Source organism: Bradyrhizobium sp. ISRA442, assembly GCF_038085055.1.
Lineage (GTDB): Bacteria > Pseudomonadota > Alphaproteobacteria > Rhizobiales > Xanthobacteraceae > Bradyrhizobium.
In genome coordinates, this window is record NZ_JALGCN010000008.1 from 1 (window position 1) to 16334 (window position 16334).

At 64.3% G+C, this 16334-nt stretch carries 15 protein-coding genes and 1 pseudogene; 12 read left to right on the forward strand and 4 right to left on the reverse strand.

Annotation, left to right across the window (positions count from 1 at the left end; translation table 11 throughout):
• The 4 genes and pseudogenes from MTR72_RS18210 to MTR72_RS18225 form a co-directional block, all read left to right on the forward strand.
• Positions 1-145: pseudogene (locus MTR72_RS18210) on the forward strand (chemotaxis protein CheW); the annotation flags it as partial.
• Positions 146-214: 69 nt separating this feature from the next.
• Entirely contained in the window at positions 215-580 is a 366-nt protein-coding gene (locus MTR72_RS18215; protein WP_007600538.1) for a response regulator, read from the forward strand.
• A gap of 75 nt (positions 581-655) precedes the next feature.
• A complete protein-coding gene (locus tag MTR72_RS18220) occupies positions 656-1834 on the forward strand; it encodes a protein-glutamate methylesterase/protein-glutamine glutaminase (protein WP_280969263.1) in 1179 nt (392 codons plus the stop codon).
• Positions 1831-2703, forward strand: coding sequence for a CheR family methyltransferase (locus MTR72_RS18225; RefSeq protein WP_280969264.1), 873 nt, complete (start codon positions 1831-1833; stop codon positions 2701-2703). The genes MTR72_RS18220 and MTR72_RS18225 overlap by 4 nt, the downstream gene beginning before the upstream one ends.
• 158 nt (positions 2704-2861) lie before the next feature.
• Here the strand turns inward: MTR72_RS18225 and MTR72_RS18230 are convergent, their stop codons facing one another.
• Genes MTR72_RS18230 through MTR72_RS18240 form a run of 3 tightly spaced genes read right to left on the reverse strand, consistent with a single transcriptional unit; the run spans position 2862 to position 4839 of the window.
• Positions 2862-4022 (reverse strand): glutathionylspermidine synthase family protein, encoded by a 1161-nt coding sequence (locus MTR72_RS18230; RefSeq protein WP_280969265.1) that lies wholly within the window; start codon positions 4020-4022, stop codon positions 2862-2864.
• A 3-nt stretch (positions 4023-4025) separates the two neighbouring features.
• Positions 4026-4424 (reverse strand): hypothetical protein, encoded by a 399-nt coding sequence (locus MTR72_RS18235; RefSeq protein ID WP_280969266.1) that lies wholly within the window; start codon positions 4422-4424, stop codon positions 4026-4028.
• A gap of 10 nt (positions 4425-4434) precedes the next feature.
• Positions 4435-4839, reverse strand: a complete 405-nt coding sequence (locus tag MTR72_RS18240) for a DUF350 domain-containing protein (protein WP_280969267.1) — start codon at positions 4837-4839, stop codon at positions 4435-4437.
• 387 nt (positions 4840-5226) lie between these two features.
• Here MTR72_RS18240 and MTR72_RS18245 point away from each other — a divergent pair, with 387 nt between their 5' ends.
• A complete protein-coding gene (locus tag MTR72_RS18245; RefSeq protein ID WP_280969268.1) occupies positions 5227-7059 on the forward strand; it encodes a CHAT domain-containing tetratricopeptide repeat protein in 1833 nt (610 codons plus the stop codon).
• Positions 7060-7135: 76 nt separating this feature from the next.
• A complete protein-coding gene (locus tag MTR72_RS18250) occupies positions 7136-8719 on the forward strand; it encodes a hypothetical protein (protein ID WP_341510811.1) in 1584 nt (527 codons plus the stop codon).
• A 121-nt stretch (positions 8720-8840) separates the two neighbouring features.
• Here MTR72_RS18250 and ctrA read toward each other — a convergent pair whose 3' ends face one another.
• The gene (gene ctrA / locus MTR72_RS18255) at positions 8841-9542 is read right to left on the reverse strand and encodes a response regulator transcription factor CtrA (RefSeq protein ID WP_016848562.1); all 702 of its coding nucleotides are present in this window, start codon (positions 9540-9542) and stop codon (positions 8841-8843) included.
• Positions 9543-9943: 401 nt separating this feature from the next.
• On the opposite strand from ctrA, the gene fliI reads away from it, so the two are divergent.
• The 6 genes from fliI to MTR72_RS18285 all read left to right on the forward strand — a co-directional run bounded on the left by fliI (position 9944) and on the right by MTR72_RS18285 (position 16269).
• Positions 9944-11269 carry a flagellar protein export ATPase FliI gene (fliI, locus tag MTR72_RS18260; RefSeq protein ID WP_280969270.1) on the forward strand — a complete coding sequence of 442 codons (1326 nt, stop codon included), beginning with the start codon at positions 9944-9946 and terminating at the stop codon, positions 11267-11269.
• Between the two features lie 121 nt (positions 11270-11390).
• Positions 11391-11810: a flagellar export protein FliJ gene (gene fliJ / locus MTR72_RS18265; RefSeq protein ID WP_280969271.1), complete on the forward strand. Its 420-nt coding sequence runs from the start codon at positions 11391-11393 to the stop codon at positions 11808-11810.
• A gap of 311 nt (positions 11811-12121) precedes the next feature.
• On the forward strand, positions 12122-12667 hold the full coding sequence (locus MTR72_RS18270) for a sigma-70 family RNA polymerase sigma factor (RefSeq protein WP_027552729.1): 546 nt from the start codon (positions 12122-12124) through the stop codon (positions 12665-12667).
• 33 nt (positions 12668-12700) lie between these two features.
• Positions 12701-13735: an anti-sigma factor gene (locus tag MTR72_RS18275; RefSeq protein WP_280969272.1), complete on the forward strand. Its 1035-nt coding sequence runs from the start codon at positions 12701-12703 to the stop codon at positions 13733-13735.
• A 238-nt stretch (positions 13736-13973) separates the two neighbouring features.
• The gene (locus MTR72_RS18280; RefSeq protein ID WP_280969273.1) at positions 13974-14933 is read left to right on the forward strand and encodes a helix-turn-helix transcriptional regulator; all 960 of its coding nucleotides are present in this window, start codon (positions 13974-13976) and stop codon (positions 14931-14933) included.
• Positions 14934-15054: 121 nt separating this feature from the next.
• On the forward strand, positions 15055-16269 hold the full coding sequence (locus MTR72_RS18285; RefSeq protein WP_280969274.1) for an NAD(P)/FAD-dependent oxidoreductase: 1215 nt from the start codon (positions 15055-15057) through the stop codon (positions 16267-16269).
• Positions 16270-16334 lie beyond the last annotated feature (65 nt).

A 16334-nucleotide genomic window follows, 5' to 3' on the forward strand; every position in this document is an offset into this window, starting at 1 on the left:
GGACAGCAAAGAGGACAACCCCGTCAACCTCGACCCCCGCATGGCCAAGCTCGCCGGCGGCGTCCATCGCCTCGACGGACAGCTCATGGTCGTCCTCGACGTCGATCGCGTTCTCGAGCTGGCGCCGGACATGATGGCGGCCTGATACGGCGGCGAGCCGCCGACGGACTTGCAATTGGAAGTGCCCCCCAAGGGGATAGAAGTAGAGGTTCACATGCGAACGTGTCTCGTCGTTGATGATTCCAGCGTCATCCGCAAGGTTGCGCGCCGGATCCTGGAGGGCCTCGACTTCCAGATTCTCGAAGCCGAGGACGGTGAGAAGGCGCTCGAGGCCTGCAAGCGCGGGCTGCCGGACGCGGTGCTGCTCGACTGGAACATGCCGGTGATGGACGGCTACGAGTTCCTCGGCCATCTCAGGCGCATGCCCGGCGGCGACCAGCCCAAGGTGGTGTTCTGCACCACCGAGAACGATGTCGCGCACATCGCGCGCGCGCTGCACGCCGGTGCCAATGAGTACATCATGAAGCCGTTCGACAAGGACATCGTGACGGCGAAGTTCCAGGAAGTCGGCCTGATCTGAATGATCGACCGGAGGCTGAGCGGATCCTTCGGCGTTTGTTGTTAACTGAACCGTTTCAGTCTGAGTTGGTGAGTAATGAGTGTTGCGTTCGCCGGTAATTCGACCACGAGCCCATCGCGAGAAGCGGGGCCGCTGCGGGTGATGATCGTCGACGACTCCGTCGTCATTCGCGGTCTGATCTCGCGCTGGATCGGTGCCGAGCACGACATGGAAGTCGCGGCCTCATTGCGTACCGGACTTGAGGCAGTCAACCAGATCGAACGCATCAAACCCGACGTCGCCGTGCTCGACATCGAAATGCCGGAGCTCGACGGCCTCTCGGCGCTGCCGAAGTTGCTCGCCAAGAAGCGCGACCTCGTCATCATCATGGCCTCGACGCTGACCCGCCGCAACGCGGAGATCAGCTTCAAGGCGCTGTCCCTGGGTGCGGCCGACTACATTCCGAAGCCGGAATCGACGCGCGAAGCCTCGGCCGCCGATACTTTCCACCACGACCTGATCCAGAAGATCCGCCATCTCGGCGCGCGGCTCCGCAGGAAGCCCGCGGTTGCGAGCCCGCCGCTGGCACCCGCGGCCCATGCCCCGCTGGTGCCAGCGCGGCCTGCCGCGCCGGCGCCTGTCGTGCATGCCCCATCAGCCCCGCTGGCGACACGCCCGTTCTCGGCCCAGGCGCCGAAGGTGCTCATGATCGGCTCTTCGACCGGCGGCCCGCAGGCACTGATGACACTGGTGACCGAGCTCGGTCCGGTGATCGACCGCTTCCCGGTGCTGATCACCCAGCACATGCCGCCGACCTTCACCACCATTCTCGCCGAGCACCTGGCGCGCACGAGCCGCCGGCCCGCGCATGAAGCGGTCGACGGCGAGCCGGTGAAAGCGGGGCGGATCTATCTCGCGCCCGGCGGCAAGCACATGCGCGTCGTGCGCAACGGCACGGATGTCGCGATCGCGCTCGACGACGGCCCCGCCGTCAATTTCTGCAAGCCTGCGGTCGATCCGCTCTTCACCTCGGCGATCGAGATCTGGCACGGCAGCATCCTCGCCGTGATCCTGACCGGCATGGGCTCGGACGGCATGCGCGGCGGCAAAGACATCGTCGCCGCCGGCGGCAGCGTGATCGCGCAGGACGAAGCCTCGAGCGTGGTGTGGGGCATGCCGGGCGCAGCCGCCAATGCCGGCATCTGCGCGGCGATCCTGCCGCTCAACCAGATCGGTGCGAAGGTCAATCGCCTGTTTGCGGGAGACCGCTCGTGACTCCCACCGACTATGAGTACCTGCGCAAGTTCCTGAAAGAGCGATCCGGCCTCGATCTCTCCGCCGACAAGCAATATCTGGTCGAGAGCCGGCTGCTGCCGCTCGCCCGCAGGGCGAGCCTGTCCGGCATTCCCGACCTCGTGCTGAAGATCAGGGGCGGCGACGGCCGGCTTGCCACCGATGTGGTCGAGGCCATGACCACCAACGAGACTTTTTTCTTTCGCGACAAGGTGCCGTTCGATCATCTGCGCGACACCATTCTGCCCAGCCTGATCCAGGCGCGCGCGGCGTGCAAATCGCTGCGCATCTGGTCGGCGGCGTCGTCGACTGGGCAGGAGCCCTATTCGATCGCGATGTGCCTGAAGGAGATGGGCGCGGCGTTCGCCGGCTGGCGTATCGAGATCGTCGCCACCGATCTGTCGCAGGAGGTGCTGGAGAAATCCAAGGCCGGCGTCTATAGCCAGTTCGAGGTGCAGCGCGGCCTGCCGATCCAGCTTCTGGTGAAGTATTTCACGCAGTCCGGCGATATCTGGCAGCTCAATGCCGACGTCCGTTCCATGGTCCAGTTCCGTCAGCTCAATCTGCTGCAGGACTTTTCCCATCTCGGCGCGTTCGACGTGATCTTCTGCCGCAACGTGCTGATCTATTTCGATCAGGACACCAAGGCGGTGATCTTCGAGCGCATGGCCAGGAGCCTTGAGGCCGACGGCACGCTGCTGCTCGGTGCCGCCGAATCGGTCGTCGGCATCACCGATGCCTTCCGTTCCGTTACCGAGCGCCGCGGCCTCTACCAGCTCAACCCGGCGCGCTCCGGTCGCCCGATGGGTGGATTGATGCCGCAGCCGCTGAAGATCGCCGCAGCGAGGTGATTGTGCACCTCGCCCCGCTTGCGGGGAGAGGTCGAATTCGAGCGCAGCTCGAATTCAGGTGAGGGGGACTCTCCGCGAGTCCATGTGTCACCACTTTTTGTGGAAGGAGCCTCTCACCCCAACCCTCTCCCCGTAAGAACGGGGAGAGAGAGAAGAGCTCACAAGATCGCATGCGGGAGAAACCGCGAGCTGTTGCCGGTGATGGGGCTCTCGTCCTCGCGGATCGACAGGCCGCACGGCTCGTGATTCACCAGCCAGCTTCCCACCACCGGGTAGAAGCCTGAAAAATTCGGCAGCGGCGACAGCGCCTGGCGCACGAAGCCTTCGGCGCCGTAGGGGCCTTCGTGCTCGTCGAGCGGCACGCCGCCCGAGACCAGCGTGACATTCGCGCCCTCGCGCGACAGCAGCGGCTTGCGGACATAGGACGTGCCGAGCTCGGCGGCGCGCGGATCGCCCTCGAAGAAGGCCGGCAGCAAATTGGGGTGGTTCGGAAACATCTCCCAGAGCAGCGGCAGGATACCCTTGTTGGAGAGCACCGCCTTCCAGGGCGGCTCGATCCAGCGCGTCGGCGCATCCGCAAGCTTTGCGCCGAAGTCGTCGTGGAACATCCATTCCCAAGGGTACAGCTTGAAGGCGAGCGCGATGTCGCGGTCGTCGAGATCGACGAAGCCGCCGCCTGCGTCGCGCCAGCCGATCTCCTCGATGTCGACCAGCGTGGTCGCAAGCCCGGCCTGGCGCGCGGTGTCCTCGAGGTAGGCGAGCGTGCCGGCGTCCTCGTCGTTGGCGGTGCTGCCGGTGAGATGCAGATGACGGCCCGCACCGATCGTCTTCCAGGCGTCGATCAGCCGCTCATGGATGGAGTTGAACTGGTCGGCGCGTGCAGGGATGATGCGCCGCTCGATCGCCTGCTCGAGCCAGGTCCATTGAAACACCGCGGCCTCGAAGATCGAGGTCGGCGTATCCGCGTTGTACTCGAGCAGCTTCGCCGGCGTCTCGCCGTCGAACTTCAGGTCGAGCCGGCCGTAGAGGCTGCGGTCGTCGCGCTCCCAGCTCGTTGCGATCAGATCCCAGAACGCCTCCGGAATCTGCAATCGCCGCAGGTGGCGCTCGTCGCCGATGACGCGGCCGGCGAGCTCCAGGCACATCGCGTCGATCTCGCCGGTCGGGGCCTCGACGGCGCGCTCGATCTCGTCGAGCGTGAAGGCGTAGTAGGCGCGCTCGTCCCAATAGCGTTCACTGTCGATTGTGTGGAAGTCGAAGCCGCATTGTTCGGCGGTCTGCCGCCAGTCGTCGCGTTCGGGACAGATGATGCGTTGCATGCGTCAGCCGCCACCCGAGAAGAACGAATGCGCAAAGGAGCCGAAGCCACCGCGGGTGACGCCGCTGGAGCCGGAGTCGGACGAGGTCCCCGACGACGAATGGCTGATGGAATCGCTGCTGAAGAAGCTCGAGCGCGACGACCATCGCGAGCCGCCGCTGCCGGAGGAGCCGCGGCTGCTGCTGGCGCAGGCGGTGGTCGTCTGCGTCGGTGCCGCACCGCCCGGAGGCGGCGGATCGCAATTCTGGCGTGGCATCAGCGTGTAGGCGGTCGTGCCGACCGCGATCGTGCCCATCACCAGCAGGGCGACATGGCCGGAGCGCTTCACCGGCTCACGTGCGGGCGGTGGCACGGGTGCCGGCCGGCGCCTGCCAAAGTCCTTGGTGGGAGGCTTCGCGGTCATGTCTAGGTGATCAGTAGATCATGCAGGCCGCATTCAGCAGGCCTGCCGCAAGTGAGGAAAGACCGAGCCAGATCGCCGGCGCGAGTTCGCCGGCGGCGATCCGGCCAGACAGGTTCGGCACCGGTACCCTCACGAGGTAGAAGACGATGACCTGGACCACCAGTGCGATGGCCGCCCAGATCAGGCAGTCCAGCACATTGGCCGAATGCGCGATCGCGCTGACCAGCGGCGCGACGAAGCCGAGCAGGCTAAGCCCGAGTGCAATCGCCGCGGCGGGATCGTTGTCGCGAATGAGCTGGAATTCGTTGTGCGGGGTGATGCGGGTATAGACCAACAGATACGCCACGATCGCGATCAGCCCGGTGCAGAAATAGACCAGGAAGGCAGGCAGACCGGCGAGCGATTGCAGAATCATTGTGTGGGATCCGACTGTTATCGCGCGAATTCTGGCACGATCGTTTGGTCGCCGCAGCGACCGGATCAGTTCGATCCCCAAAAAACGAATTCGTCCGGAATGGCGGGCGTGCTGCACAAACTTTTCGGGCTATGTGAGAGCTGCTTCACAAATGCGTCTTGAAGTTGTGTGTGATAGTCTGGCTCAGTGATGTTGCCGTTGTCCTCGAGGTGTCCATGAATTGGGCCCTCGATGAGATTTTGCTCTCCGGCGCATGAACGATCAGACCAGCATGATCTGACCGCTTGCGATGTTTGTCGCCAAGCTCGCGCTGCCGTGGCGAAGTGACCATCCAAATTCGAGGCATTCTTCGTTCAGATAAGAAGTCTTGTTTGAGTGAGGTTCAAAATGCCCGTTGCCGAATACGAAGACTTCGAGCTCGAGATCGGCTCCTACCTGCCGGCGGGCGGGGGCCCTCAGCAATATTACGGCCGGGTGGTCAAATCGCCGGGTGGCGAGGCGCCGAAGAGCCAGGTGAAGTTCTGGTTCAGTGCGCCCGGCGAATTGGCAAAGCTACGCGGTGAGCTGGAAAGCGCCGTTCTGGAGATCGACGAGAAAAATCTCCAAGGCCCGAAGACGCGGGGCGAACAGGTGCTGCGGGATTTCGGACGGGGCGTCTTCCGCAGCGTCTTCACCGAGGTGCCGTTGATCCAGCAAGTCTACGACCGCAGCAAGGGCGCGTCGCAGGACTTGAGAATCAAGCTGCGGATCGAGGCGGCCGAGCTGGCCGGGCTGCCGTGGGAATATCTCTTCGACGAGAGCGACGTGCAAGGCTTCGTCAGCTTGACACGCCCTGTCGTGCGGCATCTCGATACAGCGGGCGGCGTTGGCCGGATGGGCGTCAAGGGACCACTGCGTATCCTCGGCATGATCGCGGATCCCTCGACCAGCGAATGGCCCAAGCTCGATGTCGTCAGGGAGCGCGACCGCATCAACAAAGGCATCGACGCGCTCCAGCACGATGGGCGGGTCGATTTCCAGTGGGTCCCCGGCGGGACCGGAAAAGACCTGATGAAGAAGTTGCTCGAAGGAGAGTGGCACATCTTCCATTTCATCGGTCACGGCGGCGTCGATGAGGCTTCGCCAGGCCTTGAGACCGACGGCTTCGATGAACGCGGTTTCGTCGTGATGGTCGATGAGGACGGCAAGCCGGTGAAGAAGTTCGCCTCGGACCTCGCGACGATGCTGACGGAGGCGCGCAGGAGCCTTCGCCTGATCGTTCTCAATTGCTGCGAGAGCGCCAGGATCAATGTCGGCGATCGCTTTGGGAATCCGGCGATCGGACTGATGAAGACGGGGTGGTTACCGGCAGTGGTGGCGATGCAGTTCCCCATCACCGACAACGCGGCGATCTCGATGTCGGAAGGATTCTATGCTGCGCTGGCCGGCAACCGTCCCATCGACGATGCGGTGACCCTCGCCCGCAAATTCATCCAGCAGAAGTCACGCGTCGAATGGGGAATTCCCGTTCTCTACATGCGTTCGTCCGACGGCAGGATCTTCGATGTCCAAACGCCGCCAAGGCCGGCGGGCCCGGCCGACGGAGGGCGCCCGTCGAAGGAGGCGCTGCTGTGGCGGCGCGACCAATTCATGGAGGCACTCGCCGTCGCGCCGGCAACGATCGAGGCGCTGGAGGATCTAACGCGGCGGGGACAGGAGTTGCACAGCCTGCTGGCTGGCGACAACGAGCTCTCGGTCCAGCTTGCCAAGGTGTATTACGATCTGGGGACGCTTCAGCACAAGCAGAAGCAAATCCCGAGGGCTGCCGCCAGCTTCGCCTACATGCTCAAGCTCGATCCGGCAAAGCCCGAATATTTCGTGCGCAGGGCCAATTTCAACGTGACGGTCGGCCTCTACGAGAACGCGCTGAATGACATCACCGAAGCGATCAAGCTCAAGCCGGCGGACGCTGAGTTCTACTGGATCAAGGGCATCGTCAGCATGACGGCGGCGGGCACCGACGACAAGCGCGGCTATCTCGAGCAGGCGATCAAGGCTTTCGGCAAAGCCGTCGAGCTGAACCAGAACGAGCCGAAATACTTCGTGTCGCGGGCCAACGCCTATACGCAGATCAAGGACGTTACGAAGGCCCGGGACGACATGGACAGCGCAATTGCGCTTGCGCCCGACAACATCGACCTTGTGATCCAGAAGGCCAAGATCGTGGCGCAGGCCGCATGACATTTCATCAGGGACTGCCGGATGCCGTGGCGTCCGGCGTGTTTCCACCAGCGAACCCTAGCGATAGGAGTTCATCGTGACGCTCGACAATTTCGTTGTGGCCCTGAATTCGATCTTCGGCTCCTTCGGCGGGCCGCTTGTCGTCGTTCTGTTCTACTGGTTCAGGTTTCACACGCTCAAGGGTACCCGCTCCTTTACGACGAGGCCTCTGTTCGCGTTCGGCGTCGCCGTCTTCATCACGCCGTTCCTGGCCGCCTATGCGCTGCTCCCGCACAAGCTGTCGCCGCTTGCCACGATCTGGCTACTGATCTTCATCTGGATCATTCCCATCGTTCCCAAATGGTGGCGAGGCTTCTGCCACGAACTGGCCGGCATTCCCGTCAGCGCGCTCGCACTGCGTGATACGCTGGCCGCATCGCCATTCCAGGTCCCTGCCAGCGACATGCCGATCCTGCAGCGCAAGCTGTCCAGGATCGGCTACCAAATCGATGATTTCCGCGCTGTCCAATCGACCGCCATCCAGTCGCGCTTCCTCAAGATCTCGGCGCTGATGCTCCATCTCGAGCGCTGCGCCGGACAGCGCGAGGGCTTCATGGAGCGTAACGCCGATCTCCACGCGGAACTGCTGGCGGTCTACGACACCTTGTGCTTCCGCACCGTCCGCGTGCTCAAGAGCAGCGGCGAGATCTACGGCGCGATCATGGAGGACAGCGAGGTCGAGCCGAACGACTGGCAGGCCCTGGACTCCCTCTCGACCCGCCACAGCACCGTGAGCCAGCTCCAGCTTGCGGCCCAGACGGCGGCGGGATGCATGCTGGAAGACTTGCGCAAGGACATGGATTCCCTGCTCAACAACCTCCTCCTCTTCGCCACACGCGCAGCTCTGGCCGGCGAATGGACGCTCGCGGACAGCAAGCGAAGATTGGGCGCGATCGGGTTCACACTGGATCCGTCCTCGCCGGGCATCCTGAAGTTCGTGGCGATCGTTGCGGCCTTCACGTCCGGCTGGTGCCTCCTGTGGCTGCTCGGATCTGGAAAGATCGTTCATCTTCCCGGAGATCAAACCGTCGGCATGCTGCGGACGTTGCTCACGACTCCTCTCCAGTTCATCGTGAACTTCTCGCTAGTGTACCATTTCAAGCGGCACTACGCGTTCGCGAATGAGAGCATCTTCGGCCGGCTCCCGGTCGGGTTCATTCTGTCGATAGGCGTCGTCAGCGCGCTGATCGTTTTCCCGGTGCAGGCGACGTTCGACCTCTACCAGTTTCCGGAGCGGTCCTTCGGCGACGTGGTGCTGCATGAACTACCGCTGTTGATCTTCCCCTGGGGCATCGGCGCGATGACGGCCCTCCTGGTGCAGGATTCGACCTGGGGCAGGCGGTCGAGGCAGACGAGGCGGATCAGAGACGGCCTCGTCTTCGGGGCTGGCATGACCGTGATGTTATGGATGCTGCTTACCATTCACCAGTTCGTCCACATGCCGGTGATGGAGATCGTCGATAGCGTCGCCGGATGGAGGTTCATGGCCTCCTTCGTGCTTCCGACCTTCGCATTCGGATTCATCGTCGGTTACGCGATGATCGGACGCCTTCGCGAGGCGGCCGCGCGGTGCCCGGTCAAGCGCCCGGTGCTGGCCGCACCCGTGCTTGCCGGTGCCTAAGGTCGGTTCAGAAACGTGCCTGTCCGGCCACGTTCGCGAGTCCCAAAAAACAAAAACCCCGCCATTTGCGGCGGGGTCCAGGCTGGGAGGAGCGAGCCGTGGCTCGCGACGTAACCCAAGATCAGGCGGGGATGCGCTCGTCGGCCTCGTGCGGCTCGCGCAGCACGTAGCCGCGGCCCCACACAGTCTCGATGAAGTTGCGGCCTTCGGAGGCGTTGGCGAGCTTCTTGCGGAGCTTGCAGATGAAGACGTCGATGATCTTCAGCTCCGGCTCGTCCATCCCGCCATAGAGATGGTTGAGGAACATTTCCTTGGTGAGGGTCGTGCCCTTGCGCAAGCTGAGCAGCTCCAGCATCTGGTATTCCTTGCCGGTCAGATGCACGCGCTGGCCGCCGACTTCCACCGTCTTGGTGTCGAGGTTGACGACGAGGTCGCCGGTCTGGATGACCGACTGGGCGTGGCCCTTGGAGCGGCGCACGATGGCGTGGATGCGCGCCACCAGCTCGTCCTTGTGGAAGGGCTTGGTCATGTAGTCGTCGGCGCCGACGCCGAGACCCTTGACCTTGTCCTCAATGCCCGCGAGGCCGGAGAGGATCAGAATAGGTGTCTTGATCTTGGAGACCCGGAGCTGCTTGAGCACGTCGTAGCCGGACATGTCGGGCAGGTTGAGGTCGAGAAGGATAATGTCGTAATCGTATAGCTTACCAAGATCGACGCCCTCTTCCCCCAGGTCGGTCGTGTAGACGTTGAAGCTCTCGGACTTCAACATCAGCTCGATCGACTGCGCGACGGCGCTGTCATCTTCAATCAGCAAAACGCGCATGCCAGTTCCCCATAGTCGCCGCTCCGGGCGTCAGGTCGGCCGCATTCGCGGCACTCAACAAAACGCCTTTGAACAACTGATTCGGATCCTGACGTGAGATGGTTAACAAAATCTGATTCTGGAACGCAAGTCCCGCGGGTGCAATTTTTGTCGAATCGCCCTAAGGTCTTGTGTACGAAGCAGCTTTCGTCACCCAGTTCCGTTCAAGCTCCACTTTAAGAGACGGGCCTAACCGACTCCCGCGACTCAGCCTTCTTCTGAAAGGGAGTCACGCTCAGTCACAAAGACAAGTGACGCAATGATTAATGATGCGGGTAAACACGAAGTTAAGCGCCGTTCAGAAATATGGCGAAACTTAAGGTTTTCGCCATGAAGTCTAGATTCATCAAGGCGCTGGCCGCATGAAGGCGCTTGCCGAACAGATCGGCGATATCGACGGCGTCAATATATATGGCCGCGTTGTGGGCGTGCGCGGCCTGATGGTCGAGGTCGCCGGTCCCATTCACGCCATGTCAGTGGGCGCGCGGCTCGTGATTGAGACCGGCGCCAACCGCTCCATTCCCTGCGAGGTGATCGGCTTCTCCGGCAGCAATGCTGTCGTGATGCCGTTCGCGGGTCTCGACGGCGTGCGCCGCGGCTGCAAGGCTGTCATCGCCAACGCCGCCAATCAGGTGCGGCCGTCTGCGGCCTGGCTCGGCCGCGTCGTCAATGCGCTGGGCGAGCCGATCGACGGCAAGGGGCCGTTGCCGCAGGGGACCTCGCCGATGCCGTTCCGCAACGCGCCGCCGCCGGCGCATTCGCGCAAGCGCGTCGGCAGCCCGCTCGATCTCGGCGTGCGCGCGATGAACACCTTTCTCACCTGCTGCCGCGGCCAGCGCATGGGCATCTTCGCGGGCTCCGGCGTCGGCAAATCCGTGCTGCTCTCGATGCTCGCGCGCAACGTCGACGCCGACGTCAGCGTCATCGGGCTGATCGGCGAACGCGGCCGCGAGGTGCAGGAGTTCTTGCAGGACGATCTCGGCGAGGAAGGGCTGGCGCGCTCCGTCGTTGTGGTCGCGACCTCGGACGAACCGGCCTTGATGCGGCGGCAGGCCGCCTATCTGACGCTCGCCGTCGCCGAATATTTCCGCGACGAGGACAAGGACGTGCTGTGTCTGATGGACTCGGTGACGCGCTTTGCCATGGCCCAGCGCGAGATCGGGCTCTCCGCCGGCGAGCCGCCCACCGCCAAGGGCTACACGCCGACCGTCTTTACTGAACTGCCGAAGCTGCTGGAGCGCGCAGGTCCGGGCTTAGGGGAGGGGGCCATCACCGCGATTTTCACGGTGCTGGTCGACGGCGACGATCATAATGAGCCGATCGCGGACGCGGTCCGCGGCATTCTCGATGGCCATATCGTGATGCAGCGCTCGATCGCCGAGCGCGGCCGCTACCCCGCAATCAACATCCTCAAATCGGTCTCGCGCACGATGCCGAAATCGGCCGACCCGCAGTTCTGGCCGACCATCCAGCGGGCGCGCCAGGTGATGGCGACCTATGCCGATATGGAGGAGCTGATCCGGCTGGGTGCCTACCGGGCCGGCTCCAGCCCCGAGGTCGACGAGGCAATCCGGCTGCATGAACCGCTCGAAGCCTTCTTGCGGCAGCGCAAGGACGAAAGTGCATCGCTCGCGGACGGCTACCGCCAGTTGGCGCAAATCCTCGCCAATTTGGAAACGGAACGCTAACTTTGTCGGTTCATCATCCGATCCCACAGAGTAGCCAAGCCGGTCTGGGTCCCAATCGGGCCTGTGGGGAGACCGGTGTCGTCCCACGTGCAGCTAGGGGACTTCTGGGGAGTACGAGTCGATGAAGTCACGTGAAACCCTCATCCGCCTGAAGAAGTTTCAGGTCGACGAGAAGCGCCGCAGGGTCGCCCAGATCGAGACCATGATCGCCGACTTTCAGCGGATGTCGACCGATCTCGAACGCGAGATCCTGACCGAGCAGGAGCGCGCCGGGATCAACGATCCCTCGCACTTTGCCTATCCGACCTATGCCAAGGCCGCGATCCAGCGCCGCGAGAACCTGACCCGCTCGGCCGACGAGTTGAAGGGCCAGCTCGAAGAGGCCAAGGCCGCGCTGGGCGAGGCTTTCGAGGAGCTGAAGAAGGTCGAGCTCCTGGACGAGCGCGATCAGGCCCGCGAACGCGCCGAGGAAAGCGCCCGCGAGCAGGCCGATCTCGATAGCATCGGCCTGATGCGCGCCCGCATGGGTGCCATCGCCTAGGGCGCAGCAGCCGCGCGATCGCCGAGAATTAGCCAACCCGGGCCCGCAAGGTCCGGGTTTTCGCGTTTACTGTCCACAGTGTGACACCCCCGCCCCTTGGTCACGGGCTTCGCTGCGCGCTATGGTAGTGCGAATGAAAGCTGTGCCAGCGACGGAGGTGTCCACCTCTCCCTTAGGGAGAGGTCGGCGCGGAGCGCCGGGTGAGGGGTCACGGTCTCCCGTGAGTCCTGCGCCCCCTCACCCGATTTGCTGCGCAAATCGACGTCTCCCCGTCGGGGAGAGGTGAAGAGGGCGGCGCGTTGGGGGGCTGAATGCTGACGCCAGCAGAGCTGGTCGGGCTGATCGCAGCAGTGGCGAAGGGCGATGAGGCGGCATTCGAGCGCCTCTATGGCGCCACGCGCGCGAAACTTTATGGCGTCGTGCTCCGTATCTTGCGCCGACAGGATCTTGCAGAGGAGGTCATTCAGGAGACCTACGTCAGGATCTGGCACAGCGCGGGCCAGTTCAATCCCGCGCTGTCGTCGCCGATCACGTGGATGGCATCGATCGCGCGCAACCGTGCCATCGACCTCGTGCGCAAGAAGACGGAAGCTTCCATCGAGGAAGAGCCTCAGGCGATGGAAGTCGCGGCAGACAGTCCCGATCCCCTGGCGCGCCGGGAGATGACGGAGGAGTTGAAGCGGCTCCTGGAATGTATCGGCCGCCTCGAGCCGGACCGTCAAAGGCTCGTGCTTCTCGCCTATTACAACGGCTGGAGCCGCGAGCAATTGGCGGAGAAATTTGCCGCGCCGGTCAACACGGTGAAAACGTGGCTGAGGCGCAGCATGATGGATATCCGTGAGTGTCTCGGACTTTGAAGGTGCCGCTGTGAGGATTTTGGACTGTAATTGATGGCCGACACGGAAGACCATATCGCGCTCGCAGCCGAATATGCACTCGGCACGCTCGAGGCGGACGAGCGCGCGCAGGTCGAGGCCATGATGGCGGTGGACAAGGATTTCGCCGCGATCGTGCAGGCCTGGGAATTCCGCCTCGGCACCCTGAATCAGATGGTCGGATCGGTCGAGCCGCGGCCGATCGTGTGGGACAACATCAGGTTCGCGATCGCGCAGGCCGCCGCATCGCAGCAGCCGTCGGCAGCGCAGGAGCCGCCAGTCGCGCAGCAGCCACCTGCAACTCAGGAGCCGACGCCGCTGCTCGATGCGCCGCCGCCGGTGGCGCCGGAGCCGGTCCGGGAGGCGCAGCAGGCCGCCTCGGACGTCACGTCGGACTTCGTGCCGCAATTCGTGCCGCAGGTTCATGCGCCCGATCCTCACGTCGCGCCGGTCACGAGCATTCCGGTCGTCGACGGCAGCAACGTGATCCGCCTCGAAAGCCGCTTGAAGCGTTGGCGCGGCATCGCGTCCGCTGCCGGCGCGCTCGCGGCCGCGCTGCTCGTGACGCTGTCGCTGCAGATCTTCCAGCCTGACGCGCTGCCTGTCGCGCTTCGTCCCGCACCGGTCATCCGGACGGTCGAGGTGAAGACGCCCGCGGCGCCGTTCGCGCCGCCCTCTCAATATGTCGCGCTGCTGCAAGGTCCGAATGGAGGCCCCGCCTTCATCCTCACCATTGACGGGGCGACCAGGAATTTCACCGTGCGCAAGGTCGGCGCGACGCCGGAGCCCGGCAAGAGCTTTGAGCTCTGGCTGATCTCCGACAAGCTGCCGCGCCCGCGTTCGCTCGGTGTGATCGGCGCCAACGACTTCACCGCGCGTCCGGTGCTCGCCTCCTACGATGCCGAGGTCGTCAACACCGCAACCTACGCCGTCACCGTCGAGCAGGCCGGCGGCTCGCCGAGCGGCCAGCCGACCTCGGCACCGGTGTTTTCCGGCAAGCTGATCGAGACCGTGCCGCCGCCCCAGCCGCAGGCTCCGGCGAGGAAGTAGGGGTCGGCTTCACGGTCGTCCTGGCTTTCGCCAGGACGACGTCGGGAAGGCATGGTCGCGCCTCCAAGCCTTGCTCATCTTTGACCATGTCGCCATGGTCCAGTCCTCCGTCGCACTCCGACAAGTCTACCCTCTTCTCCTCGCCGCGCTTTGAACCTCCACGCAATTTGTGGCGTCAAATGCGCGCAATTGAGAGTTGGCGCTGCAATTTGCTGCGCTGGAGAGGGCGAGAAGTCAGATGGATGCAGCGAAGACGCCGGGCATCTTCTTTCATCAATATGCAGGGCTGCCGCGCGGCCCCGCGTTCGAGCAATGGCGCGACAGGGCTTGCGGGCCCTGCGGCCTCGATGTCGGACCGAGCCGCGGCGACAGCATCGATTGCCGACTGCGGATCAGCGTGATCGGCGACATCGCACTCGCCGTTCCCGAAGGCGCGTCGGCACAATATTCGCGCACACAGGGCAGCCTTGCCGACGGCAGCGACGATCTCGTGCTGATATCGGCGCATGCGGGCCTCGTCCGCATCGGGCAGAACGGCCGCACCATCGAGCTCGCGCCGTCGCAGATGATGCTCGCCGACATGAGCGTCAGCGGCACGGTCGGCCACACCGATGAAGACCGTTTCACTACCATCCGCATGCCGCGCCGCGCGCTGCTCGAGATCAGCCCACGCGCCGAGGACAAGCTCTCGCAGGTCCTCTCCGACGGCGCGGTCGCCGAAACCATCTTCCGCTATCACGCGCTCGCCGCCGACCACGGCCCGCATCTCGATGCCGTCGGCCAGCGTCTGACCGCACTGCACATGATCGACCTCGTCGGCCTCCTGCTCGGCACCGACGCCGAGCACGCGAATCTCGCGCGCGGACGCGGACAGGCGGCGGCCCGTCTCGATCTGATGCGCGCCGACGTGATGTCCGCACTCAATCGTAACGACCTCTGCCTGTCCGAGGTTGCGGCGCGCTACGGGCTAAGCCCGCGCCAGGCGCAGCGACTGTTCGAGCAGGCCGGCACGACCTTCACCGAATTCGTGCTGGAGCAGCGCCTACTGCTCGCGCGAAAGCTGCTCGGCGATCCCCGCGCCAAGGCGCGCAAGATCAGCGACATCGCCCATTCGGCGGGTTTTTCAGATCTGTCCTATTTCAACCGCGCCTTCCGCAAGCGCTTCGGCGCAACGCCGTCGGAATTGCGCGGGGCGTAAGCCCCATGCCGCAACTTTGCATCGCCGATCGGTGCCGTCGCAGTTGGTCGGCCGCGCCCTCTGCGCTATACCGATTAACACGGATTTTCGGATCTCCCCGAGAACAAAGCGGTAAACGGACATGGCGCGTATCGTCGTGCTTGGCGCCGGGTTTGCAGGGCTGTGGGCGGCGATCGGCGCCGCGCGCAAGCGCGAGGAGATCGGCGCGACCGACATCGACATTCACCTCGTCGATCGCAATCCCTATCACAACATCCGCGTGCGCAACTACGAGGTCGACCTCAGCGAGGTCGCAATTCCGCTTCCGCAATTGCTCGATCCGATCGGTATTAGCCACGGCATCGGCGAGGTCGACGCCATCGACCCGGCGCGGCGCGAGATTTCGCTGGTCACGGGCCGCGGCGACGAGACGCTGGCCTATGACCGGCTCGTGCTGGCGCTTGGCAGCGAGGTGATGCGCCCCGACATTCCCGGCCTCGCCGCGCACGGCTTCGATGTCGACACCTACGCCGCGGCGTTACGCCTCCAGGCCCATCTCACGGCGCTCGGCCGCAGCGCGCCGTCGCCGGGACTCGCGACGGTCGTGGTCGTAGGCGCGGGATTCACCGGCATCGAGGTTGCGACCGAAATGCCGGAACGGTTGACGCGCGCCGGCATCACCGGCAGCCGCCGCGTCATCCTGATCGATCCCAACCCCGTAGTGGGCACGACCATCGGCGACCACGCGCGTCCCGTCATCGAGACCGCCTTGTCGTCGCTCGAGGTGGAGATACGTCTTGGCGTGCTGGTCGAGGCCGTCGAGGCTGCCGCCATTCGCCTGAGCTCGGGCGAGGTCATCGCCACGCAAACCGTGGTCTGGTGCGGCGGCATGCGCGCAAGTCCGCTTGCTACAAGCCTGCCCGGCGCGCGGGATCGCCTCGGCCGCCTGCTGGTCGATCCCTTCATGCGAGTTGCCGATCTGCCTGGCGTGTTCGCCGCCGGCGACGTCGCCTCGAGCGTGATCGATGGGCTGCATCCGACCGTGATGTCGTGTCAGTTCGCTCGTCCCATGGGCCGCTTCGCCGGTCACAATGTGGTGGCCGATCTAGCGGGCCAGCCGCTGCTGCCGCTGCGGATCGACTGGTACGTGACCGTGCTCGATCTCGGCGATTGGGGCGCGCTCTACACCGAAGGATGGAGCCGCGAGGTTCGCACGATTGGTGCAGCCGCGAAGGCGACCAAGCAGACCATCAACCGCAAGCGCATCTATCCGCCGCTCTCGGGAAGCAAGGACGATCTCTTCGCCGCCGCCGCGCCAACCGTGCAGGCCCCGCCGCCGACCTATGGGGCGCGGTAGTGTCGGACTCTTGTTAGGCCGCATCATCTGCGCTGATCGTGTGACGGGGAGCTCTTGCCAAGCCC